The organism is Algoriphagus sp. NF (assembly GCF_028823735.1).
GTDB lineage: Bacteria > Bacteroidota > Bacteroidia > Cytophagales > Cyclobacteriaceae > Algoriphagus > Algoriphagus marincola.
In genome coordinates this window covers 1-24357 of record NZ_JAPEIB010000015.1, presented here as the reverse complement: position 1 = coordinate 24357, position 24357 = coordinate 1, and the positions used below count along the sequence as shown (strand labels likewise).

17 protein-coding genes are annotated in these 24357 nt (G+C 42.6%); 10 read left to right on the top strand and 7 right to left on the bottom strand.

Annotated elements, in window-relative coordinates; translation table 11 throughout:
• Positions 1 to 226: 226 nt before the first annotated feature.
• Both OU792_RS08985 and porU2 read left to right on the top strand, forming a co-directional pair.
• Complete coding sequence (locus OU792_RS08985; protein ID WP_446698886.1) at positions 227 to 1324, top strand: putative type IX sorting system protein PorV2; 1098 nt, start codon at positions 227 to 229, stop codon at positions 1322 to 1324.
• Entirely contained in the window at positions 1312 to 6330 is a 5019-nt protein-coding gene (porU2, locus tag OU792_RS08980) for a putative type IX secretion system sortase PorU2 (RefSeq protein ID WP_274669981.1), read from the top strand. Before OU792_RS08985 ends, porU2 begins: the two co-directional genes overlap by 13 nt.
• On the opposite strand, the gene OU792_RS08975 is transcribed toward porU2, so the two are convergent.
• The gene (locus OU792_RS08975) at positions 6327 to 6905 is read right to left on the bottom strand and encodes a TVP38/TMEM64 family protein (RefSeq protein WP_166669411.1); all 579 of its coding nucleotides are present in this window, start codon (positions 6903 to 6905) and stop codon (positions 6327 to 6329) included. The genes porU2 and OU792_RS08975 overlap by 4 nt on opposite strands.
• A 199-nt stretch (positions 6906 to 7104) precedes the next feature.
• Here OU792_RS08975 and OU792_RS08970 point away from each other — a divergent pair, with 199 nt between their 5' ends.
• Entirely contained in the window at positions 7105 to 8262 is a 1158-nt protein-coding gene (locus tag OU792_RS08970; protein ID WP_274670022.1) for a cystathionine gamma-synthase, read from the top strand.
• Here the strand turns inward: OU792_RS08970 and OU792_RS08965 are convergent, their stop codons facing one another.
• Genes OU792_RS08965 through OU792_RS08950 form a run of 4 tightly spaced genes read right to left on the bottom strand, consistent with a single transcriptional unit; the run spans position 8263 to position 15965 of the window.
• Positions 8263 to 9096: a hypothetical protein gene (locus OU792_RS08965; RefSeq protein ID WP_134202331.1), complete on the bottom strand. Its 834-nt coding sequence runs from the start codon at positions 9094 to 9096 to the stop codon at positions 8263 to 8265.
• Positions 9097 to 9099: 3 nt separating this feature from the next.
• A complete protein-coding gene (locus tag OU792_RS08960; RefSeq protein ID WP_134202332.1) occupies positions 9100 to 10050 on the bottom strand; it encodes a Smr/MutS family protein in 951 nt (316 codons plus the stop codon).
• Positions 10047 to 11345: a cryptochrome/photolyase family protein gene (locus tag OU792_RS08955; protein ID WP_134202333.1), complete on the bottom strand. Its 1299-nt coding sequence runs from the start codon at positions 11343 to 11345 to the stop codon at positions 10047 to 10049. Before OU792_RS08955 ends, OU792_RS08960 begins: the two co-directional genes overlap by 4 nt.
• Positions 11346 to 11390: 45 nt before the next feature.
• The gene (locus OU792_RS08950; protein ID WP_134202334.1) at positions 11391 to 15965 is read right to left on the bottom strand and encodes a translocation/assembly module TamB domain-containing protein; all 4575 of its coding nucleotides are present in this window, start codon (positions 15963 to 15965) and stop codon (positions 11391 to 11393) included.
• Between the two features lie 29 nt (positions 15966 to 15994).
• Between OU792_RS08950 and tsaD the strand changes: the two genes are divergently transcribed.
• Genes tsaD through OU792_RS08925 form a run of 5 tightly spaced genes read left to right on the top strand, consistent with a single transcriptional unit; the run spans position 15995 to position 19241 of the window.
• Positions 15995 to 17008, top strand: a complete 1014-nt coding sequence (tsaD, locus tag OU792_RS08945) for a tRNA (adenosine(37)-N6)-threonylcarbamoyltransferase complex transferase subunit TsaD (RefSeq protein WP_134202335.1) — start codon at positions 15995 to 15997, stop codon at positions 17006 to 17008.
• Between the two features lies 1 nt (position 17009).
• A complete protein-coding gene (gene smpB / locus OU792_RS08940; protein ID WP_024284948.1) occupies positions 17010 to 17477 on the top strand; it encodes an SsrA-binding protein SmpB in 468 nt (155 codons plus the stop codon).
• Positions 17440 to 18237 carry an SH3 domain-containing protein gene (locus tag OU792_RS08935; protein WP_134202336.1) on the top strand — a complete coding sequence of 266 codons (798 nt, stop codon included), beginning with the start codon at positions 17440 to 17442 and terminating at the stop codon, positions 18235 to 18237. The genes smpB and OU792_RS08935 overlap by 38 nt, the downstream gene beginning before the upstream one ends.
• A 2-nt stretch (positions 18238 to 18239) precedes the next feature.
• Positions 18240 to 18752: an HNH endonuclease gene (locus OU792_RS08930; RefSeq protein ID WP_035483114.1), complete on the top strand. Its 513-nt coding sequence runs from the start codon at positions 18240 to 18242 to the stop codon at positions 18750 to 18752.
• Positions 18753 to 18791: 39 nt separating this feature from the next.
• Positions 18792 to 19241 carry a hypothetical protein gene (locus tag OU792_RS08925; protein WP_134202337.1) on the top strand — a complete coding sequence of 150 codons (450 nt, stop codon included), beginning with the start codon at positions 18792 to 18794 and terminating at the stop codon, positions 19239 to 19241.
• Between the two features lies 1 nt (position 19242).
• Here OU792_RS08925 and OU792_RS08920 read toward each other — a convergent pair whose 3' ends face one another.
• Both OU792_RS08920 and OU792_RS08915 read right to left on the bottom strand, forming a co-directional pair.
• Complete coding sequence (locus OU792_RS08920) at positions 19243 to 19848, bottom strand: ribonuclease HII (protein WP_274669980.1); 606 nt, start codon at positions 19846 to 19848, stop codon at positions 19243 to 19245.
• The gene (locus OU792_RS08915) at positions 19820 to 22492 is read right to left on the bottom strand and encodes an MGH1-like glycoside hydrolase domain-containing protein (RefSeq protein WP_274669979.1); all 2673 of its coding nucleotides are present in this window, start codon (positions 22490 to 22492) and stop codon (positions 19820 to 19822) included. Before OU792_RS08915 ends, OU792_RS08920 begins: the two co-directional genes overlap by 29 nt.
• A gap of 274 nt (positions 22493 to 22766) precedes the next feature.
• On the opposite strand from OU792_RS08915, the gene OU792_RS08910 reads away from it, so the two are divergent.
• Both OU792_RS08910 and OU792_RS08905 read left to right on the top strand, forming a co-directional pair.
• Entirely contained in the window at positions 22767 to 23132 is a 366-nt protein-coding gene (locus OU792_RS08910; RefSeq protein ID WP_134202340.1) for a BlaI/MecI/CopY family transcriptional regulator, read from the top strand.
• A partial coding sequence (locus tag OU792_RS08905) for a M56 family metallopeptidase (protein ID WP_274669978.1) occupies positions 23132 to 24357 on the top strand: 1226 nt, incomplete at its 3' end. The genes OU792_RS08910 and OU792_RS08905, both read left to right, overlap by 1 nt.

The following is a 24357-nucleotide window of genomic DNA, read 5'->3' as shown; positions in this document are numbered from 1 at the left end:
TTGTTTAAATGAGGTTTTTGTAGGATTTGAAAGATTTTGAAAAAAATAAGAGCGCCCTGCCCTTGGACTTTTTGTGTATAAAAAAATGTAGAGAACCGTACAAAAAAGTGTTCGGTCTCGTACATTTTTTTTGCGCTTCTCCAGGGAATATTTCTGAGATTAATCCATCTAACAAGAATTTGGTTATTTTGGCCTTGTGAATCAATCGAAGGCCTTTTATCTAAGGATTTTTACACTCATCACTCTTCTAGGAACAGGGTTCTCCTTGAAGGCACAGGATCTTACTCCAAAATATTCCAATGAGTTCTTGAATATTGGGGTAGGAGCTAGGGCTTTGGGAATGGGAGGAGCGCAGGTTTCGGCCGTAAGGGATGTAACGGCCTCCTACTGGAATCCCGCTGGGCTTTTTGGCACTAAAAATCGCTATGAGGCTACCTTGATGCATGCTGAATATTTTGCGGGGATAGCTCAATACGATTACTTGGCATTTACCACACCGATCAAGGATCAGAGTCAAATTGCTGTTTCTTTAATCCGCTTTGGAGTTGATGATATTCCTGATACTAGGTTTTTATATGACGCCAACGGTGCATTGAATTACAACAATATTCAGTTTTTCAATGCAGCCGACTACGCGCTCTTGCTCACGTATTCTCGGGCGATTTCAGATCGAATCAAAGTCGGGGCAAATGCCAAAGTGATTCACCGAAATGTGGGAAAATTTGCCTCTGCTTGGGGTTTCGGATTGGATATCGGAGCTATGTATCACAAGGATAAACTGACTGTTGGCCTTATGCTGCGCGATATCACCACCACCTTCAATGCTTGGGCTCATAATGCTGAGATGGTAAGAGATATCTACGCAGATACAGATAACGAAGTGCCTCTCAACTCCGTGGAACTCACCTTGCCAAGGGCTATCAGTAGCATCAGCTATTACTGGCAGCTTGGAGAAACATTTGGTCTGGTCTCAGCACTTGACCTGGATATGACCTTTGATGGAAATAGAAACACGCTAATTTCTACTTCTCTGCTGAGTATTGACCCAAGGCTTGGCTTGGAGCTGAGTTTTAAGCAGGTGGCTTTCCTGCGTACAGGAGTGAGTAATTTTCAGTACATCAAGGATTTTCAGGGTAATGAAAGTTTAAATTTCCTTCCTAGTGCAGGTTTGGGATTCAATATTAATCAGCGTTTCCAAATCGATTATGCACTTTCGGATATTGGAAATATTTCAGAGACACCTTATTCACATATTTTTAGTGTGAAAGTTTCATTAGAAAATCTCAAAGAGGAAGATAGAAAGTATAAAGGATGGGCTTACTGAAACGCATATTGATAATTGCTTTGGTCCTTTTTGCTGTAGGATCCTCACAGGCTCAGATAGCCCGATGGTATAATTATGGGCAGGACTATTACAAGATTAAAACAGCCAAAGACGGTGTCCACCGAATCCCAGCTGAGTCTTTGGAAGCAGCAGGATTGAACCTCAATTCTCTAGACCCCAGAAAGCTGAGCTTGTATCATCGGGGGAAAGAAGTAGCCATTTTCGTAGAGGGTGAAGCAGACGGACAATTGGGAAGTGGTGATTTTATAGAGTTTTACGGTTTGAGAAATGATGCTACGCTAGATTCTCTGCTTTATCGAGATAAGTTTCCAGCCAATCCCTACTTTAATTTACACTCAGATAGTACGGCGTTTTTCCTGACCGTCAAGTCTGAAGGAACTGGAAAACGAATGCTTGAAAGAGCGGATGTATCGGGCAGTATTCCTGAAATCACCAGCTTTGAGAGTAGTCGTAAAGTTGTTTTTGGAGATCAATTTTCATTGGGTGCAAGCTATACCTTGGGATTCCGGCTATCTAGTTATGACAATGGAGAGGGCTGGATGAGTACCGTAATTACCAAGGGTGCTGTTCGGAATATTCCATTTGAAAATTTAGGCCAGGTAGTCAATGGAGGAAATCCTAGATTGGTGATTGGTCTAACTGGTCGGTCAGGAAATCCTCATTTGGTGAGAATTGGAGCTGGTCGAAATGCCGGAACACAGCGAGTACTTCAGGAAGCTATTTTTGAAGGTTTTTCATCGCTTGAGCTAGAAGTTCCGCTACAATTCTTGGATTTTGATCCAAACGGAAATATAGTAATCTCTGTGAGCCCTCAAGGTCCTGAATCTGCAGATAATATCTCGATCACCTACGCTCAGATTTATTATCAAAAGTCCAAGCCATCGGTTGACTTTTTGTCTGAGGAGATTTCCGTCCCTGCTTCTGAGTCTAGGATTTCTTTACCCGGCGATGCAGCAGCGTATCGGGCATTTGAAATCACTGATCCTAGTAATCCGGAGTTTCTCAATATTACCCAAAATGGAAGTCTATTTGTTCTACAGTCTGGAGTAGCTACTGAGGCAAGTAAAATCAAAATCCAGAACCTTTCCGAAATACAGACTGTCGATAGGCTGGAGCGTGTGAGATTCAGAGATTATTTATCTCAAAGTGCCAACTATCTTTTGGTTGGTCATCGAGAGTTGCAGAAAGCAGGTACGGAATTCGAAAATGTATTGGAGGCTTATGCATCTCACCGGACATCTTCTACAGGGGGCAGCTACGATACTCTCACGCTACTCATGGAGGAGATGTATAATCAATATGCCTATGGTGAAGAAAGCCCTGTAGCCCTGTATAATTTTTTGAAAGAATATTATCCCGCACATAGACCTTCTCATGTGCTACTAGCAGGTAGGGCGCTTGCAATCTATTCAACTGCTCGGGAGGCAGGTGTGACTTACTTCTACCGAAATAGGCCTTCAGCGTTTCCCTTTCAAAGTTTAGTGCCAGTTGCAGGTTATCCTTTTTCAGATAATGAGTACGTGGTCGATTTGGATCCCCAAAACCCCAACGTGCCTGCGATAGCAATCGGAAGAATACCAGCAAAGAATGCTCAGGAACTTGAAATCTATTTAAATAAAGCTGTTGAAAAGGATGAGTTGGGTCTTTCGGAACCTTGGCAAAAAGAGCTCATCCATTTAGGAGGAGGGGTTTCAGAGTTTGAGTTGGATCGATATTTCAGCTTCCTTAATGGATTTAAGGCTATCGCCGAATCTGATTTCTTAGGAGGTAATGTGACCACTTACCGGAAGCGATCCAATAATGTGGTAGAGGTAATTGACATTACAGGAGATTTAAATGAAGGACGCTCTTTGGTGACTTTTTTTGGACATGGCTCTCCTACGATATTGGATATTGATATCGGTTTTGCATCAGATCCTACCATTAATTATCAAAATAAAGGGAAATATCCCATCATGCTCTTCAATGGCTGTGATTACGGAAGTGCTTTCGGAACTAACTATACGCAGGGAGAAGACTGGGTCATGACAGCTGATAAAGGAGCTTCTGGTATTCTGGCTAATTCATCCATTGGCGTAGACGTATTTCTTCGAAGATATTCAGAGCAATTTTATTTGGAGGCTTTTGCTGACAGTGCCAAGATATTCAGAACTGTAGGTGAGATCAAGCGGACTGCGGAAGGCAATTTTGTCAATCGATATGGCCTCAATCCACTGAATTATTCCCACATGGAGCAGATGATTCTACTGGGAGATCCGGCTACTCGACTTTTCCCCGCCGATAAGCCCGATTATTATTTGGAAGAATCTGAGGCAAGGATAGGGACCTTTGAAAATGAACCCATTACTACCCTGACGGATAGCCTGAAGCTGACATTTGTGCTTCGAAATATCGGGATTACAAGTTCTGACTCTATTCATTACAAAGTCAGCAGACAGCTGGCAGATGGGACGGTAATCAATTACCCTGAAATCCAGATTCCGGCAACAAAAAGGTTGGATACGCTCTTTTTCACCATCCCAAATGTGGAGGTGAATTCAGCTGGAGAAAATTTCTTTGAACTGATCGTCAATAGCAAGCAGGAGGTGGAGGAAATGTCCCTGACGAATAATCAGATTCGTATTTCTCAATTTATTTCGCTCAGTGGGACTTTGCACTTAAGTCCTAAAGCCTATGCCATCGAAAACTCAACTAATGCGGAGTTGATAGGTCAAATCCCGGGTAAAAACGAAACTGAAAGGATTGTCATCGTTCAACTTGATACTGCAGCAAGCTTCAATTCGGCCTATCGAAAAGAAATCCGAATTCCTACTAAAGGAATTTTCAATTGGCCGGTGGAATTACTCACGGGCCCTGATTCCGTGACTTATTTCTGGAGATCCAAATATCAGGAACCAAGACAAGGTGAAACTGATTCCTGGACGACTACCTCATTTTCTTACATCAGTAATGGTCCTGAGGGGTGGACTCAGCGGGTATTACCACAGTTTGGAGAGAATATTTTGAATAATCTAGAGGTCAATTCAAATGCCTCAAGATTAAAGTACTTGGATCAGGATTTAGGTTTTGAGGTATTTACGGTGGGTTCAGCAGTAGATAGTTTGTCATTTAGAAATACCCAATTTTTCTTAAATGAGGTTCCGCAAATCATTGACAATGTCAACAATGCTAACAGTCGACTTTGTCCAAATGGGTCTTTGGGCTTGGTGACTTTTCAGCAGAAAACCTTGCAACCTTACCTTCCAGTACCGGTGCCGGGATTTGATATTTTGGATGGGAGATCATGTGGTCGACCGCCTCAGTTAATTCAGAGCATTAGAAATGCTTGGATAGTAGCCCCCGGAAGGACCATTTTGGATGATTTTACCGAAAATGTAGAAGAGGGAGATTTTGTGGTGATTTTCACAGTAGGAGGTGTCAATTTCGATGATTGGCCGGATCAAGCCTATGCAAGATTGAAGGAATTTGGTGCCAGTGAAGTGACTCTTCGGAACTTGCAGTCTGGTGATCCCTACATTCTGTATGGACGGAAAGGAATGAAGCCCGGTGAAGCACTTGAGATCATCGGCAACCCTGACTTTGAGGTTCCTTCAAGCCAGCAAACATTGAGTTTCAAAACAGAATTGACAGGATATATAAGCGAGGGATTGATTATTACACCACAAATCGGTCCTGCAAGAAATTGGGAGGCCTTTGTCCAGGAGATCAATGATAGACCTTGGATCCAAGAAGAAGAAACCAATTTTGATATCATCGGTATCAAGTCCAATGGAGAGGAAGAAGTATTGCTTACAGAAGTGACTGATTCGCAATTGGACCTTTCATTTATCAATTCTGAAGTTTATCCATACCTCCGCCTTCGTTATCGCATGCAAGATGCAGAATCCACGGATCCGGCAGACTTGAATTTTTGGCAGGTGAATTACACTGGAGTTCCGGAAGGTGCATTAATGGTAAATCCTCGCTCCGAAACAGTCAAATTGATTGAAGGACAAACTGGGATTTTGGAATACGAATTTGTGAATGTTTCCAGAAATGACTTTTTGGATTCTATTCAGGTGAATTGGGAAATAACCAATAGTCAATCCAGGCAGGTGGAGCGATTCTCCAAAAAATTCCCAGCTCTCAAAGCAGGTGAGAGACTCAGCGAGACGATCGAGTTTAATTCCGTCGGGAAAAACGGAAGCTATGAAATTGAGATTTTCGCCAATCCAAGGATACAGCTCGAGCAGACATTCCGAAATAATCAGCTGGACTTAGGCGTATACTTTGAAGTAGAAGGGGATGATAGCCAGGATATTCTGGATGTGAATTTCGACGGAGTTTATATCATGGATGGGGACATTGTATCCCCTACAGTAATGATCAATGCCATCCTGAAAAATGACCAAGCTATTTTGTTGAAGAAGGATACCGTTGGATTGGATATTTTCCTTAAGCGAGAGTGCGAATCCTGTGATTTCGAACGAATCAATTTCTCCAATCCTAATCTGACTTGGACGCCTGCTTCTGAGAATACTGACTTCCGCGTGGCCTTCCAACCCGGACCATTAGAGGATGGTTTATATACGCTGCGAGTTCAAAATGAAGATTCACCGGAGCCATATCAGGTTAATTTTGAAGTAATCAATGAATCTCAAATTACCAATTTTTACCCTTATCCGAATCCTTTTAGCACCAGTGTCCGCTTTGTTTTCACGCTGACAGGAACAGAAATTCCCGATGAGATCAAGATTCAGATCATGACTGTCACAGGACGGGTGGTCAGAGAAATTCTACAGGATGAATTAGGGCCGATCCGTATCGGAAATAATATCACCGAATATGCCTGGGATGGACGAGATGAATATGGAGATCAGCTAGCCAATGGAGTTTACATTTACCGAGTATTGATTAGAAAGAATGGCCAGTTTATGGAACACCGGCCTTCTGCCGGAGATCGAGCCTTCAAGCAAGGCTATGGGAAAATGTATCTACTTCGCTAAGCCTTTGATAGTTTCCAATTTCTCCATATCCCCCAGATACTGGCAATCAAAAGGGTGAATACCAAAAGAATTTGCCAAGGTTCTCGAAGGTTTTCGCGGGCTTCCAAAAAATCACTGGCGATAATTCCGGCAAGAAATGCCATCAAGGTCCGGGGAAGCATTCCCGGGATACCATAGACCAGTACTTGTTTGAGCGGGATCTTCAGCGAAGCAAAGAGGAAATTGGAAATTGCAAAAGGTATTACCGGGCTGATTCTGACAAAGAAAATCAGAGAACCGATTCGCTGCATTCGTTTTTTAAAAGCTAATTCCAAATCTGGATACTTTCGAAAAACAAAATCTCTGAAATCTATATTAAGGTAGTGACCAAGCAGATAGCCGATTACATTGGCAAAGGAATAAGCCAAAACCATAATCGGAAAACCTATCCATCCGAGCCAATAGCCGGTTAACAAGGAGGTAAGTGTAGTGGGGATCAAAGCTAGTCCCATAGCAAGGGCTGCAATGAGAGTGTAAAGACTCAGGGAAGAAAAACCGCTTATCGGGATTTCAGAAAAGAAAGTATAATTTGACACCACCCATAAGCTGCCCAAAAAAGGTACAAGAGTCACCCAAATCCAAGAAAGAAGCGCCAATGGATGCCTCTGGAGGTAATATAAAATTTGGTTGAAAAAACTCCTCTTTTTTGTCATCTTTGGCTTCCCTACAGCGGTTGGGATGTCGCAAGTTTAGTGAAAATCAACCCAAATTAACTTTATTATTCATCAATCAACTATACAAAGAAATATGAAATTCGGAACCAAAGCCATTCATGCAGGTGTAGAGCCAGATCCGAGTACGGGGGCTATCATGACCCCTATCTTTCAGACTTCCACATACGTGCAGCGCTCTCCCGGAGATCATCAGGGCTATGAGTATTCCCGTACCCATAATCCCACCCGAACTGCTCTCCAGCAAAATCTTGCTGCACTTGAAAATGGCAAGCATGGAATCTGTTTTTCATCCGGATTAGGTGCGATCGATGCCGTAATCAAACTATTCCGACCTGGTGATGAAATCATCAGTACCAATGACCTTTACGGTGGTACTTATCGGCTTTTCACCAAAGTGTTTGAGCCTTTCGGTATCAAGTTTCACTTTGTGCCTATGGCAGACCCGGCAGCAATCGAGTCCAAAATCACTGCGAATACCAAGATGATCTGGGTGGAAACACCTACTAATCCCATGATGAATATTATTGATATTCAGGCAGTGGCAGACTTGGGAAAAAAATATGGAGTACTCGTGGCTGTGGACAATACATTTGCCTCCCCTTTTATCCAAAACCCACTCGATCTAGGAGCAGACATCGTGATGCACTCGGTGACTAAATACCTTGGCGGACATTCGGATGTGGTGATGGGAGCTTTGGTAGTGAATGATGATTCGCTCGCAGAGCGTTTGGTCTTTTTGCAAAACGCCTCCGGAGCGACTCCAGGTCCTCAGGATTGCTTCCTGGTACTTCGAGGCATCAAAACACTTCACCTACGGATGGAGCGTCACTCCCAAAATGGGAAGACCATTGCTGCCTATTTAAAAAATCACCCGAAAGTTGAAAAGGTATATTGGCCTGGATTTGAAGATCACCCCAATCATGATATTGCTAAAAAACAAATGCGTGACTTTGGCGGCATGATTTCATTTACGCTGAAAGGCAATCGTCTGGAAGATGCGAAGAAAGTGATGGAAAACTTCCAAGTTTTCGCATTAGCAGAGTCCTTGGGAGGAGTAGAGTCGCTTTGCGGCCACCCTGCAAGTATGACCCACGCCAGCATTCCAAAAGAAGAGCGTGAAAAGGTCGGTTTGGTAGATTCCCTGATCCGTCTCAGTGTGGGTGTGGAAGATGCTGAGGATCTAAAAAATGATCTTGCTCAAGCTTTATCTGGTATCTGATTAACCGAGAATTTTAGCAAATAATTGACTGGCCTGTTTTTCGATCACGGAAGACAGGCCTTTCTTTTTCTGCTTCAACTCCTTGGCCCAATCAAGGTATTTCTGAGATACCTTTGGTTTTTCTGCCAAAAACTGACTGAGAAATTGAATCTCCAAATGATTGATATACCAGCTATCCAGGCTATTAATCATTTGCTTCATTTCTGCATGAATACGCGCTATGAAAATCGGGTTTAATCCCAAATGCCCTAGCAGTTGTTCCAGCTTCATGATTTTCTGCAGTCCCAAATGCAAGTCTTTATAAGCTCGGCTATCCATTCCTTTTTTCCACTCGAGTTCGAAAAATTCCAACTCATCTTGGACCAACTGATGAATCGCCGTACTCACTTCAAGGACTTTAAGTCCCTTACTTGATTTTTTGACCTGGTCGAGTAGTTGACTCCATTCCGAGGTAGTACTACCCACGATTCGATCAAAAGCTACTTTATGCAATCCCCTCTTGTGAGTTTGGATAAACTGCTCATAGGAATTATATCGGATAGCTAGATTTGATTGTCTCTTTTCCAGCCCTTGTTCTACGGCCTTTAGGCGGATGATTTTTTTTAGATCTTTTTCCAAAGGCCTGAAGTCCCGAATGAGTTGGTTAGAGAGTTCTTTTTGCTCAAAATGGATTTTGCCAATCAAATCTGCGAATAGCTCGAGGTATAGCAGCTTGTCATAGAGTTGCCCGGCTTTTTTGGATCGAATCCGCTTGCTAAGCTCGAAAAACAATTGAATAGCCTCCTGATGGCTTTTTTCAAAAACAGAAAAAACAGGCGAAACTTTAGTCTGCATGGATCAAGAGATTCGTACTAGGGTCGCCCCATATCCCCATTTATCCTTCTGGGTGTCCTTAAAGTACTGAATATTTCTCAATTCACTCAGTCGCTTTTGAATTTCTTTGCGGAGGACTCCATTACCGATTCCATGAACGAAGGTGATTTCATGCATTCCAGATGCAATTGCTTGATTGAGGTTTTTTTCAAAGGTCTCAAGCTGAATTCTTAGCATCTCCGAATTACTCATTCCTGTCGGGTCTTGTACGAGCTCTTCGATGTGTAAATCGATTCGCTTTGCTGGCTTTTTGATGGGTTCGGTGATTGGTTTTGGCTTGATATTTTCCAGCTCAAGATTCAGTTTCTGAACGTCCAAATCATGGGTGGTTTGCGCCAAATGAAAAAGATATCCTCTCTTACCCAAAAGAGGTGCTTCTCCAAGATGTTTGAAAAACTGGGAAGCTTTGATCTTGAGTTTTCTTTCAAAAGGTTTCTTCTCTGGGCCTAGCTGGGTTTGAATTGGAAAAAACCGAAGTAAAAAAGCCGGCCATTCATCGAGTTGCTTTAGGATTCGGTCATCAAATTTTTTGCTTTCTCCGGAAAGTAATTTGTCGGCGAAAAGCGTCCGATGATTCGTGCCAAAAACCTCCGAGCAATGCACCAAATATCCATCCCGGCTATCGTTGATGAGGTACAGGCTGATGTTTTGATCATTGATGGGAATAAAGGCAAGATACAAACCTTGATCCTTGGGCTTGGAAATAGGTAAGGGTGTTTTTTCCTCCTCGACTCCCTCTTCTTTTCTTCCAAAATAGGCTTCCTCGGCCGAGTGGATGACTACCGCTTCAGACTTGAGAGCAGGAATAGTGAACCCATCTTCGATTTCTACTTCAATCCTACCGCTAGAGGAAATTTTTCGTACAATTCCCTCTTCTGTGCTTCGTAGTAGTCTGACTCGGTCTCCGATATTCATGAATTTAGTGCTTCTTTATAGGTGTCAATGGCTCTTTGCCTTGCAAATTTATGATCTACGATGGGTTTTGGATAATCATTGCTGTCTAATTCAGGAATCCATTTTTTAATGTAGCGTAGATCCTTGTCAAATTTGTCTGTTTGAGACTCCGGATTAAATACTCGGAAGTAAGGCTGAGCGTCCGTTCCCGTCCCAGCGGCCCATTGCCAGCCACCATTGTTAGAGGCAAGTTCAAAGTCCAGAAGCTTCCGTGCGAAATAGGCCTCTCCCCATCTCCAATCTATCAAAAGGTGTTTGGTAAGAAAGGACGCCACGATCATTCGTACACGGTTGTGCATGTATCCGGTGGTGTTGAGTTCTCTCATTCCCGCATCGACTATAGGATAGCCGGTTTTGCCTTCACACCAGGCTTTGAACTCCTCTTCGTTATTTCTCCATGGAATCTGGTCATACGCCGGCTTGAATGCCTTATCCACCACCTGTGGATTGTATGCCAAAATAGTCATGTAAAACTCTCTCCATATCAATTCATTCAAGTAAGTATCGTTGAGTTTGGAGGCAGTAAGGGCTAATTTCCGAATCGAGATTGTGCCAAATCGTAGGTGAATTCCAAGTCGACTCGTTCCTTCTTTTGCAGGGAAGTTTCGATTTTTATCATAATGCCGAATGATATCTTCGTCTGTCATTTTAGGAGGAATTTCAATCGAAGATTTTTCGAAGCCTACCTCTTTGAGCGAGGGGAGATCAAATGCTTTGCACTCTAGAAGATTTTTCCAATGGAAATAATTCAGGGGCTCTATGGTCTGTTTTTTAAACTCCTCTAGCCAAACCCTACTGTATGGGGTGAAGACTTTGTAGAAATCTCCGGAGCCATTCAAAACTTCTCCCGGCTCAAAAATCATTTGATCTTTGAAGGTGAAGAGTTCAATATCTTTTTCCTTAAGAAGTTTTGCCACTTCCTTATCACGCTCTTTGGCATAGGGCTCATAATCCCTATTGGTATAGACTGCCTGCACGTCGTAATCCTCGAGAAGGGATTTGAAAACTTCCACAGGACGTCCAATTTTCACCAGAAGGCTGCTGTCTTTTTCTTCAAATTGTGACTTGAGATCTGTGATTTGATCGTGGATGAAGCCTACTCTTGCATCATATTTATCCTCCAGTTTTTCGAGGATATTTTGATCAAAAATGAATAGGGGGAGTACATTTTCCTCCTGCGAAAGTGCGTAATACAGTCCAGTATTGTCATCCAGACGAAGGTCTCGTCGAAACCAAAACAGCGTGATTTTTTGCATAATTTACTTTTTCAAAATAAGCCCATAGCCTACAAAAATGTTTTCTTATCGTTGATCGATATGGATAATTTGAACGGGTTTATTGTAAATAGAATCAAGTCTCTCCACTACCGGGCTTAGATCGATCGGTTTCCAATCGGCTTCTTCTTGAAATCTGAGGTAGTTATCAGAGTCTTCAATCAGGGAGGTGTTTCTTTTTTTCTCCTTCCGCTGTGTGATTTTCTGGAATAGTTCGGAGAAAGAATTGAAGGAAACATTTTGAGTGAGTGCTACCCCGTAGGTGACAATATTCTGTGATAGCGAGAGCGAAGTGAAGGTATTGAAGTTATTTCTATTGAATATTCGCATTCGATATACCCCATCGTCTGTGAGTAAGTATTCAGCTTGCCAGTCACCAATGATGGATGCAGCTCCAGCCTGCCCGGTATTATCTGTAAATCCACCATCTCTTGACACCCTTAGTCGGCCGTCGAGGAAAGTATAGGCAACACTTAGCTGGAAAGTTTCCAGGGTGTTTTGATCCAGGTTGGCAAGGTCTATATTGATTTCAAGGTTTTTATCCACTTGGCTGGCAAGTGAATTAAGTTGGGCTGATAGCAATTGCCCCAAGCTATTTGATATGGAGTTGACGCCTGCAAACTGACCCTCCGGAGAAAATGAACGGCTCATGATCACTGAGAAAACCTGTCGGTTCATTTCCTGCTCATCGTTGGCGATACGAGACTGAAAGGATGAGATGGCAGTTTGAACTTCTCCACTATTGGGAAGCTCAGAGAAATCAAAACCAAAGGAAATATCAGGCGACATCAGTTCCCCGTCAAGATTCATGATAACACTGACTGGGTAACGCCTGTTGGTACCATTTTGCTGATCTTGTGTCGTACTCGTGGCCAGTAAAGGCTGAATAGATACGGACTCTGTGTATTGTGCGGTAAGGTCGAGGATTCCCTCATACGGATCTCCATACCAAGATATTCTGCCCCCGGGCTGTACGGTGAATTTTTTATTCACGACATTGTAAAGGGAGAAATCATAACTCGCTTCGGTCACCTCGTAGGTACCATTCAGCTGGAAGGTCCCTTGGGTATCGATATTCATGGTCAGGACACCTCTGCCTCGTCCTGAGATTTTTTCCTGCGTCCGTGGGTCAATGATTATTTCAGCATAGGCATCGGGAGTTACCTCCATGGTGAAGTTCATCTGGAAGTTCTGAATGTCTAGGCGATCTATTTCTTCATTAATTGACTGGACAGATACTGTATCATAAATATTGATAAAAGTGATGTAGTCTTCACTGACCTGCTCATTACTGCTGCTCAAAGGAATGAAAATCCGGGTATCGCGTTCACTTCTTGCTCTTGCGTCCATGATGAGATTATCGGTATTTCCACTTAAATCCATTTCCCCTGTCACATAAATGTTCCCGTAAAAGACCTCATTGTCTTTGGCAGAGGTATTCATGACTTGAAAGTTTCTTAAGTCAGCCTGTATGTCAAGTCTGATGTTATCCAAGCCTTGGTAGTTTAATCCACCCTTCAGGTCAGCTGTATTTCCCCGTACATCCTTTGCAATTAATTTGTCAAAGCGAACTTGACCTGGAGTAAAAAGCACGCTCCCATCCAATTGATAAAGAGTATTCAGGTAATTGACACGTAATTTTCCCTGATCGATCTTTCCCTCACCCACCAAGGTAGGATTAATGGCATCACCTTTCAGCTGAATGTCACCGGTGATCTGCCCCCCCATGTCAGAGAGGTAATTGGAGAGAAATGGCTCGAAAATTTTGATTTCTGCCTCTTGAAGTTTTCCGTTGAGATCAAATTCAAGAGAGCCGAGCTCCAAGTCACCTCCCAGAGTGATGGTTTTTTTTCCATCAAGCATATTTTCAATTTGCAAAACCATTGCATCATCCTTAAGATGAGCTTCTGTTGAGAGGTCTCCGATAGGGATTTCGTTAATCGTCAGATTCTTTATTCCGATTTCGGCATCCAAAGTCATTTTACCTGCCTCTCCTGTACTGGAGCGAATCAGTCCGTTTACCTTTCCTTCATATTCCTGTGGAGTCAGGGTGTTGAGAATATTGGCATTCACCTGATCAAGGCTCAAAGTCCATTCATCCTCCGGGCGATTGCTTAAAACTCCCTCTAAGTCAATTTTTTGTTCGCCAGAAATGAGCATCAGGTTTTCAAACTTTACAGAACCGGGAAGGAGTGTGACGAGGTTGTTGGGGTCAAACTGCCAGTTACTACTTAGTACAGTGAGTTGGGAAGGCTTGAGCTGTAGAGTGGTTTGAGAAGGGGAAAATTGAGCTACTGCATTGACACGGGCCTTGCTTTGAGTCGAGTCCTGATCCAGGGCTAAATTCAGATCCAGGGCATCGTTGTTCCAAATTGCTTCAAATCCCAAATTGCTGAAATCGAGCTTTCCGCCAATATTTTGTTGCTTTGAGAAGATGTAAAAAGAAGCTAAAATCTCGGGACTGTTGATGATTTTGGAAGTGTTGAAATCAATATTTACCTGCCTTGCTTCATTAGAACCATATCGTAGCGTGTCAACCCCTGAGAAAAAGTTGAAAATCGTATTTTCTTCTGTTTGATAAAATGCTCCTTCGACTAGGGTGTTTTTAGAAATATAAAGATCGGGTTTGAGTAGTCGTAGAATGGGATTTATATCAATCAGGTTGATATTCAGGTCAAGATTGTAAGGGACAGAAAAATAGTCCGTGTTTTCCGCCACTGGGGCTTCGTCTTGCAGAAGTATGGCCAAATATTGCTGAAGCAAAAAAGGTAAATCCTTTGCCATTTGCTCCAATTTAAACTGACCCGACGCACCAGCAACGATGTAGTCAGAGTTTAGAGACATAGTCCTCGTACCTCCGGCAAAAAGTGACTGAAAATAAAAATCTCCTACTTCCAATACCCTGTCTTGGTAGCCGACGACTAAATCATTGAATCGCATAATTCCAGTCAAATCGTCGATATTGATCCCTTGGGTGTCAATTTCCAACTTTCCTTTGAAATATGCTGGTGTGTCAATCAGATTAATAGCTTGAAGATTGGCCGAGTCTAGTGTGAGCAGAAGAGAAATAGCTTCCGAGCTGTCCTTTAGATTGATACTTCCCCCACCATTTAATTTTAGGTTTGGGTCATTGATGCTGATATTCCCTTCGAAAAGCTCCAAGCCGTATTTTGCGTCAGTTTGGATCCCTGTGTAATTGTAGCCCAATAGTCCGAAATTTGAAACATTGGCGTCTAGGTCCAAAAGCAAATCATCCAGTGACTTTCCTTCTGCCTCTACCGTACCGCTTAATGAGATTTTTTGAAAAGTTTCTCGCTGATCGGTCAGGATGCCTAGATTGAAGTTTTCAACATCTACTCGGGACACGACTTCATTCTTCCCGTTTTGGTTTTCATAGCGGATCCTGCCTGAAACTTTTCCTATTGAAGTTCGAAAATCTCCATCCGTATCGAACCGATCTAAAAAACCTCTGAAATTTGAACTGAGGCGAATAGTTCCAAATTTCAAAACCTCCGTTTTGCTGGATTCTGGCAAGTAAGGACTTAAATCTTTGGTGTCAAGCGTGGAGTTTTGAAGAGAAAGGTTGATGTATGTATTTTCTATATCTGGCAAGCCGTCTAGCAAAATCGATCCAAATACCTCCGTTTTTTCGCCGAGTCTAAGAATAAATTCATCTGTTTTGATTTCTGAAACCGGACCTGTGAAGTTTCCCGTGATTACTAGTTCATCCTGAATATCGGGAAGAGTAGGGGCGAAAAAGCGAAGATCTCCCAATCCTAAAGTGGTTTCTTTCATGTTGGCATTGATTGTCACCTCGGTAATGAATTCCGAGAAAGCCCCGACTGAACTATATTCCAGTCTTAAAAAATCTTTGATGTGACTTTCATTCGTTACTAGCTTCAAATTCGCAAATTCCATAAACCGGGGAGAGTAAATGAAATCAGTCCGAAATTCCTTGATATTTAATCCAGACCCAGATTCGAGGCCAACCATGTGGGCTATCTTGATGCCAATTTCACCTCCGTCGAGGTAGAATTCACTGGCAGAAATGCTAATGTCCTCAAACCGCATACGGTTATAATCCAAGCCTTCAGAAATGGGCTCGGAATTGAAGTTGACCAAGGCAAAGCTTGAGTTGCGCATATCGATCTGCCCAATCCCAAATTTCGGGCTTGCTCCTCCGCCTCCTGAGCTGAAACGATTGCTTAATTCATTGACCCAAAGGTTAATATTCATTGATGAGTCACCTTGATGGGTCAAAAGCTGAATTTTTGCTTTTTCGATCCTCACCTGGTCAAGGCTTGGCTGACCTGCCGCAAGGAGCTTTCCCAATTCAAAATCCACAAAGATTTCCCCTGCACCAATCATGATACTATCTCGGTGATCTCGGATTTCTACATCCGAGAGACTCAAAGCGTCCATCCAATTCAGGTGAATTCTTCCAATAGAGGTTTCAAACTGACTGTCAGAATTCAGAAAATTAGTAGCCCGTTGAATGAGCCAATTTTGGACTGGAGCAGTTTGAACCAATAGGGCAACAGCGATCAGGAACACTGTCAGAGAAAAGATTACCCATAAGACTATCCGGAACGCTTTGTGCAAAAAATCCGTAACTTTCGGTTTATTTTCCAATGGGTACTAAGACTAATTACATACTAGCTATCGAATCATCCTGTGACGAAACATCCGCCTCAGTGATCGCTAATGGCAAAGTACTTAATAATATCATCGCCACACAATCAGTTCACGAAAAATATGGAGGGGTAGTTCCGGAGCTAGCTTCTCGGGCACATCAAGAAAATATAGTGCCAGTCGTCCAGGAGGCATTGGATTCCGCAAGTATTTCAAAATCTGAGCTTTCTGCGATAGCATTTACCCGTGGACCCGGTCTGATGGGAGCGCTTTTGGTGGGAGTGAGTTTTGCCAAGGCAATGGCACAGGCATTGGATATCCCGCTTATTGAGGTAAATCATATGCAGGCGCACGTCTTAGCGCATTTTATTGAGGATCCCAAGCCTACTTTTCCATTTCTCTGTTTGACAGTAAGTGGAGGCCATACGCAATTGGTCAAAGTAAATTCAGCCTTGGACATGCAAGTAATTGGGGAGACTCGGGATGATGCTGTAGGCGAGGCATTTGATAAGACGGCGAAACTTCTCGGCTTGCCTTATCCAGGTGGTCCTTTGATCGATAAATATGCAAAAGAGGGAAATCCTAAAGCTTTTGATTTTCCGGTGACCCGAATGCCGAATCTGGATTTTTCCTTCAGTGGAATCAAGACTGCAGTTTTATATTTTCTGAAAGAGCAACTTCAAGGAAATCCGGACTTTATTCAGGAAAATTTATTCGACCTCTGTGCAAGCATTCAATATACTTTGATCGAAATGCTTCGTATCAAATTGGTGCAAGCTGCCAAAGAAACTGGGATCCGGCAAATAGCCATAGCAGGGGGTGTTTCGGCTAATTCAGGGTTGAGGAAGACATTGGAATTGGAGGCAAAAAAGAGAAACTGGGAACTTTTTATTCCAAAATTTGAGTACTGCACAGACAATGCGGCGATGATAGCCATGGCAGCACACTTTAAATATTTGGAAGGGGAATTTTCCTCTTTGGAGGTCACGCCTCTTGCAAAAATGAAAATCTAAAATGGCAGATAAGAAGAAGTTTGATAAGATTGTCAATATCAAGAATAAGAAGGCAAGCTTTCAATTTGAGTTTATTGATACGTTCAAAGCTGGAATCATGCTGAAAGGCACGGAAATCAAATCCATCCGCGAGGGAAAGGTCTCTCTCACAGAGTCTTTCTGCGTTTTTTTAGACGGGGAACTTTTTGTGAGGCAAATGCATATCGCCCCTTACTCCATGGCTTCTAGCTATAATCACGAGGCGGTAAGAGACCGGAAACTCCTTCTCAATAAGAAAGAACTTGAAAAACTCCACACGAAGTCCCAAGAAAAGGGGCTGACTATCATTCCTGTTCGTATATTTATCAATGATCGTGGGCTGGCAAAAATGGAAATTGCCCTCGGAAGAGGTAAAAAGACTCACGACAAGCGACAGGACTTGAAAGCTAAAGATGCCAAAAGAGAACTTCAACGAATGGCCCTTAATTGATTCCTTCGGGATTTGTAGGCAAACCCTGCTCCCCGTATATCGACAGCCAAGTACCAATTCGGCGATGATTTCCCAACTTTTATTTGGGGAATGCTATCAAGTACTGGCTGTGTCTACAGATCGTCAGTGGTATCGCATTTTTCATGAGGACAGTAGAATGGGAGGCTGGATCTCGACAAAGTCACTCAAGGAAATCCACAAAGACGAGTATCAAAATTTTCTAGACCAAGATTTTCAGATAGTTACAAGCCCCATAGCAGCCATAGAATATATGGGGACAAATCTATATTTGCTGCCTGGAAGCCGCTTGCACTTTTCGGAATTAGAGCTCTTCAATTGGCAGGAAACTATAGGCTTTACCGGAACTAGCCGAGCCCATGCTAAGCGAGCAGATCGGGATGAATTACTGGAAATTGCACTTCGGTATATCAATGCTCCTTGGCAAGCGGGAGGCCGAAGTATTTTTGGTTTGGACGAGCTTCAGGGATTCGCTTTGATCTACTCCATCGCCGGATATCAATGGTCTTCAGCTACTTTGCCCGGAAGAATTTTACCTTTTAATCATGCCATGCCGGGAGATTTATTTATTTTTCATGATGAAGATTCTCGTCAAGATCAATTCGCAATCTACCTGGGCATGGAGGAAGTACTTTGGATGGATAGTCGGATGAAAGTATCAGATCTTGAGGAATGGGAGGGTTTTCTTGCAAACAATCGAAATAAACAGGTCGTTTTGGAAGCTAGGTCAGTGTTTAATTGAAGATGGAAAAGCGGGTATTGGTATTAAATTTAGATCACTCACCAGTGGCAGTGGTTTCGGCCCAAAAGGCTATTGTTCTTACTTTGCTTGAGAAGGCAACCATGCTATCCACCTACGAACTTTTACAGATCCGAACCATTAGTAGAAGTTTTGAATATCCCGCTGTCATCCGACTTAATCAATATAAAAGCATTCCTTATCGGGGGGTGATGCTCAATCGGGCTAACCTTTTTCGAAGAGACAATGGAGAATGTCAGTATTGTGGATCGGTGAAGCATTTGACAATTGATCATGTTGTACCTCGATCTAAGGGTGGAAAAACGTCCTGGACCAATCTGGTTACCGCCTGCAATCGCTGCAACGTAAATAAAGGAAACAAGACACCGGAAGAAGCAGGAATGCCTCTAAAAATCCTTCCTTTTAAGCCAACCCTATCTTATTTTTTGGCTGATTATGCCGAGAGACATGCCGAGGAATGGCTTCCTTTTTTAAATGTGAAAGTTGTTCCTGGCTGATAAAATTTTTTTTGGCAATAAAATTGCCTAGGTATCAATATGAACCTATCCTTTTTTTCCCCTGTACTGCTTTCGCTCTTCTTGAGCATTTCTAGCATAGAAGCACAACAACTCATCGGTAAATGGCAATTGGTTTACTTCGATGGGATTGATCGAATTAGAAATTCCGCCCAATTCAGAGAAGCCGACTCAGCTACCCGGGCAAATATGGAATATCGAATCAAGAATAGGCTTGAGTCCACGATATATCAATTTACCCCAGGAGATTCCCTTCGCTATACCGACATGGTCAATCAGACCATCGTACAGCGTCGTGCTCAAATTGAGATCGGTGAAGGGGATGTATTGATCATCCGTGAGGGAGAAATGGAGCGAAAGGCAAAAATCGTAGACTTTGATGAGAATAGATTGGTGCTGGAACCCATTACAAAGTCAGGCAATAGTGGTAAACTGGTTTTTGAGCGAGTAGTAGAAAAGCCTAAAAAATAAACTACTTAAAATTGAGCTCCAACTGATCTGGTAAAAGCTTAAAGCTTGATCGGTGCCACGGCGTAGCTCCATGGTCTGAGATTCCCTTTCGATGCACTTTTGTGGGGTATCCTGCATTGGTTTCCCATCCGTAGTAAGGGAAATCCTCTGCTAGTTGGGCCATCAAATCATCTCGATAGACTTTTGCCAAAATGGAAGCAGCTGCAATGCTGGCATACTTTCCATCGCCCTTGATCACGCAGGTATGAGGTATTTGTAAATCAGACTTCCATCGATTCCCATCGATCAATAAGTGATGGGGTTGAGTTTTTAGTCCCAAAACAGCTCGCTTCATTGCTAAGAAAGAGGCATTCAAAATATTGATTTGGTCGATCTCGGCTACGCTTGCCTCTGCGATGGCCCAGCTAAGTGCAGTGGACTTGATTTCTTCTACCAATTCTTCCCGCTGCGATTTGAGTAATTTTTTGGAGTCATTTACCCAAGGGTTCGAAAAATCCTCAGGTAGAATAACAGCAGCTGCCACGACGGGACCTGCAAGACAGCCCCTTCCTACTTCATCACAGCCTGCTTCGAGGCGATTAGCTTCTAAAAAGGGGAGTAGAGGCATGTACTTCTAGTTTTTCTTCCTTGTAATACTTATGGATCATCTCTGCCACTAAGCCTGTCCATCCTGTCTGATGGGAAGCGCCAAGGCCTTTGCCACTATCACCATGAAAATATTCATAGAATAATATGTGATCCTTGAAATGAGGGTCTTTCTGGAATTTTTCCTGATTCCCAAAGACAGGTCTGTTTCCATTCGCATCTCGCATGAAAATCTTCATACATCGCAGAGAAAGTTCCTTTGCAATCATATCCATGGAAAGGTAATTGCCCGATCCGGTTGGGTATTCGATCGAGAAGTCACCGCCATAGTAGAAGTTGAATTTCTTCAGCGACTCAATGATCAGGTAATTAATAGGGAACCATATCGGTCCTCGCCAATTTGAGTTGCCTCCAAACATCCGGGTGTCAGACTCTCCGGGAGTATATCTGATTGAATAGGCATCTCCGTTCATTTGAAGTGTGTAAGGTTTGGCCAAATGGAATTTGGATAGGGATCGAATCCCAAAATCACTCAAAAACTCCTCGGAATCCAACATCTTGTGAAGGACACTTCGCATTCGGTGTCCTCGCAGCAAAGAGAAAAGTCTGCGTTTACCTTTTCCTGGATGAATCCAACTTGATACCAGCGCTGCTAATTTTGGCTTTTCTCGCATAAAGAAGTCCAGCCTTTTCTTGAATTCAGGCAGGCTTTCGAAGAGCTCTTCTCGTATAGGCTCCACCGCAAAAAGTGGAATCAAACCCACAATAGAGCGAACCTTTAGCTTTTCTGGCTCTTTTCCTTTGAAGTGGAAAACGTCATAGAAAAACTGATCCTCATCATCCCAAAGCGATATGTGTTCCTTTGAGATATTGTTCATTGCTCCGGCGATGTAGAGAAAATGCTCCAGAAATTTAGTCGCAGTGTACTGATACACAGTGTTGAACTCGCAAAGATCCAAGGACATTCGAAGCATATTCAACGAAAACATAGCCATCCAAGAAGTACCATCGGCTTGTTCCAGTTTGCCCTGATAATACTCCGCTGCAGATCTATCGAAAATGGAAATATTATCCAGTCCTAAGAATCCTCCCTCGAATATATTTTTGCCGTCATTATCTTTTCGATTGACCCACCAGGTGAAATTGAGCATGAGTTTGTGCATTGCACGCTCTAGAAATTCCTGGTCACCTTTTCCTCCATTGGCTTTTTTATCTATTTGATAAACGCGCTGCACCGCATAAGCATGAACCGGTGGATTGACATCCGAGAAGTTCCACTCATAGGCTGGGATTTGACCATTGGGATGCATGTACCACTCATTGAGTAGCAGTAGCAGCTGATCTTTGGCAAATTCCGGGTCAATTCGAGCTATTGGAATACAATGAAATGCTAAGTCCCATGCCGCATACCATGGATATTCCCATTTGTCCGGCATGGAAATGATATCGTAGTTTTGAAGGTGTCGCCACTGATGATTTCGGCCTTTCTTTCGAGCACATGGAGGGACATATCTCCCAGGGTCTCCTTCCAGCCACCGCTCTACATCGTAATAATAAAACTGCTTAGACCACATCATGCCCGCATAGGCTTGCCGCTGTATTTGTCTTAGGTCAGGATCCGTAACCCGATCTTGCAATTGACTGTAAAACTCATCGGCCTCCCGCTTTCTTTCTTCTAAGCAGGTTTCACAAATTTCTAGTGGCTGATCTTCCAACTGATGCTGAAGTCGCATTTTGATCTCTACTTTTTCTCCAGCTGGAATGTCAAGGTGGTAAATGGCCGCTGCTTTGGTGCCGGTAAACTTTGGATTGACTTTGGAGTCATCCTTTTTGATCAGATAATCATTGATACCGTCTTTATGAAACTCCCGCTCGTTGGGGATATTGTAGAGCCTTTCCCGATTGGTTTCATTATCACAAAACCGAATATCTGGGTTGCCACTGAAGGTGATGGAATAGTTTCCTGATTTGGGATTGAACGCTTTGATTCTATTTGAGCGGACCAGACTCAACTTTGGCATGAAGGGTTCGTGACCTGTAAACCAAGTTTTTCGAAACCAAAGCGTGGGCATCACCCAAATGGGAGCTGATTCGGGACCTCTGTTATGGATGGTTACTTTCGCGACAATGTCTTCTGCGTCATTTTTGGCATATTCTATAAAAATGTCAAAGTACCGATCCTCGTCAAAGACTCCTGTGTCGATCAGTTCAAATTCAGGGTCGGTCTTTTGCCTTTTCTTATTTTCCAGAAGTAGTTTTTGGTAAGGGAATTCGGCTTGAGGATACTTATAAAGCATCTTCATGTAGGAGTGAGTCGGCGTGGAGTCAAGATAGTAATAGATTTCCTTGACGTCCTCTCCATGATTTCCCTGATTTCCTGTCAATCCAAAAAGTCGCTCTTTGATAAATGGGTCTTTTCCATTCCAAAATGCCCAGGCAAGACAAAGTTTTTGTTTGTGGTCGGAGATTCCACCGATGCCTTCCTCTCCCCAGCGATATGCCTTGCTACGTGCTTCATCGTGTGTCACATTTTCCCAGGCTGCACCATCAGGGCTATAGTCTTCACGGACGGTTCCCCACTGTCTCTCAGTGAGATAGGGGCCCCATTTTTTCCAGTGCTTTTTGTATTCTCTATCTTCCTGTAATCGTATATGTTCGGCTAACATGGTCTTCTTCTTGAGCAGGTGGTGAAATTATCAATTTCTGGGTATTTAAGCCGAAAATTCACAATTCTGTTCAGCTCAGCTGATTATTTTTTCTTGGAGAGGAAGTATTTAGAGGTTGTTTTTCAGCTGTTTATGAAACGAACTCCTTTAAAGTGCCTATTTCTCAGTTTTTAGAATTCACTTATGCTTTTCTAAAAATATCATAAAACTATTCTTCTACATTTGTAGAATAATAAAACTCTTCTACATTTGTAGAATGTTAATCTCAACATCTATGCTATCCAAAGCCGAAGAAGAATTAATGAATCACCTTTGGGAAAAGGAAAAAGCTTTTCTGAAAGATCTGATTGAAATGTACCCTGATCCCAAGCCTGCAGCGACTACTATTTCCACCTTGCTCAAACGAATGCAGGAGAAAAAATTCGTGGACTATCAGACAGAGGGAAAGGCTAGGCTTTATTTTCCCTTGGTATCAAAAGAGTCCTATTTTGGCAACCACCTTCAAGGTCTGATAAAGAACTTTTTCAATGATTCTCCTGCTCAGTTTGCTTCATTTTTTGCGAAGCAAAGCTCTTTTACCGAGGCTCAATTAAAAGAGCTAAAGTCTATGATAGATGACCAACTAAACCAAAAAAAGTAATGGAATACTTGCTCAAATCCATCCTTTGCTTACTGCTATTGCTGCTATTTTATCGTCTGTTTTTGCAGCAGGAAGTCTTGTATCGATTTAATCGCTTCGTTCTTTTGTCTGTCGTCATTGGATCTTTTTTTATTCCTTTGATCACCTTTGAAGTGGTGCAGGAAGTGCCTGAAGAGCTTTTTTCGGGAGTTAATTCGACTTCTAAAGACCCTGTTTATCCATCTCAAACCACTATAACTACTATTGAATTTACTAAAGGTGTTGACTCTCATACGACGAAGATTGCTTGGGGAAAAATAGCATGGGGGATTTATCTTCTGGTTGTGGTCGTTTTCTTGATTCGTTTTCTTCGGAATATTTATCTTATCCAAGATCAGATTCGGAAGAATATCCGGGTCCGCTACCGAGGTGAAAATTTGGTTTTAATAAATGGAGAGACTCCTCCGTTTTCCTTTCTTGATTATATTTTTTATCCCAAGTCAAGCTTTGAAAAGGAAGGGATTCCCGAACCGATTTTTCTCCATGAGCAATGCCACGTGCGGGAAAGACATAGTTGGGATATTCTCTTCATTGAGCTTTTGCTAATACCATTCTGGTTTCATCCTGGCTTACATTTCGCACTACAGGCCATCCGTCTCAATCACGAGTTTATTGCAGATCATGAAGTGATCAAAAGAACTCCTATCCAAGAATACCAATATCTCCTTGTTTCTGTTCTTTCCGGGCAAAATGGATTTTCGCTCGGAAGTAGCTTAAAATTTTCCCTTACCAAAAAACGATTTTCCATGATGACCAAGACATCGAAATCCGGAATTCAACTTCTTAAACTGGCTGGCCTATTTGCCTTTTTGGGGATTGTAGTGACTGTATTTGCAGAAAAAGTAAGTGTTTACAAGCCAGCTCAAGATTCAGTTTCGGTTTTTGAGAATGCTACTTCATTGGAATCTAAAGTTCAAACTTCAACTAGTGGAGTTGAGGCAGAAAAAGAAAAGTACTACCAAGGTGCCATTTTTTTAATCGAAAGCGAAGAAAAGAAGCAGTACAAACAGAAAAGCTATTCTCAACTTTCAGAAGCACAAAAAGAAAGGCTTTTGTATAAAAACGGTCCTGTGGAAAAGAGAAATCCGGAACACAAAGATTTTGAATCATGGAAAAATAAAGATGAGGTAGCAATTTGGATAGATGGAAAACCAGTGGAAAATGCTCTCTTGGAATCGTTTAGGCC

What these genes read in the sequence shown, in the direction of transcription:
- porU2 (WP_274669981.1), top strand. Translation starts at nt 1,312, where the DNA reads ATGGGCTTACTGAAACGCATATTGATAATTGCTTTGGTCCTTTTTGCT.
- OU792_RS08965 (WP_134202331.1), bottom strand. Translation starts at nt 9,096, where the DNA reads ATGCAGACTAAAGTTTCGCCTGTTTTTTCTGTTTTTGAAAAAAGCCAT.
- OU792_RS08960 (WP_134202332.1), bottom strand. Translation starts at nt 10,050, where the DNA reads ATGAATATCGGAGACCGAGTCAGACTACTACGAAGCACAGAAGAGGGA.
- OU792_RS08955 (WP_134202333.1), bottom strand. Translation starts at nt 11,345, where the DNA reads ATGCAAAAAATCACGCTGTTTTGGTTTCGACGAGACCTTCGTCTGGAT.
- tsaD (WP_134202335.1), top strand. Translation starts at nt 15,995, where the DNA reads ATGGGTACTAAGACTAATTACATACTAGCTATCGAATCATCCTGTGAC.
- smpB (WP_024284948.1), top strand. Translation starts at nt 17,010, where the DNA reads ATGGCAGATAAGAAGAAGTTTGATAAGATTGTCAATATCAAGAATAAG.
- OU792_RS08935 (WP_134202336.1), top strand. Translation starts at nt 17,440, where the DNA reads ATGCCAAAAGAGAACTTCAACGAATGGCCCTTAATTGATTCCTTCGGG.
- OU792_RS08930 (WP_035483114.1), top strand. Translation starts at nt 18,240, where the DNA reads ATGGAAAAGCGGGTATTGGTATTAAATTTAGATCACTCACCAGTGGCA.
- OU792_RS08925 (WP_134202337.1), top strand. Translation starts at nt 18,792, where the DNA reads ATGAACCTATCCTTTTTTTCCCCTGTACTGCTTTCGCTCTTCTTGAGC.
- OU792_RS08920 (WP_274669980.1), bottom strand. Translation starts at nt 19,848, where the DNA reads ATGCCTCTACTCCCCTTTTTAGAAGCTAATCGCCTCGAAGCAGGCTGT.
- OU792_RS08915 (WP_274669979.1), bottom strand. Translation starts at nt 22,492, where the DNA reads ATGTTAGCCGAACATATACGATTACAGGAAGATAGAGAATACAAAAAG.
- OU792_RS08910 (WP_134202340.1), top strand. Translation starts at nt 22,767, where the DNA reads ATGCTATCCAAAGCCGAAGAAGAATTAATGAATCACCTTTGGGAAAAG.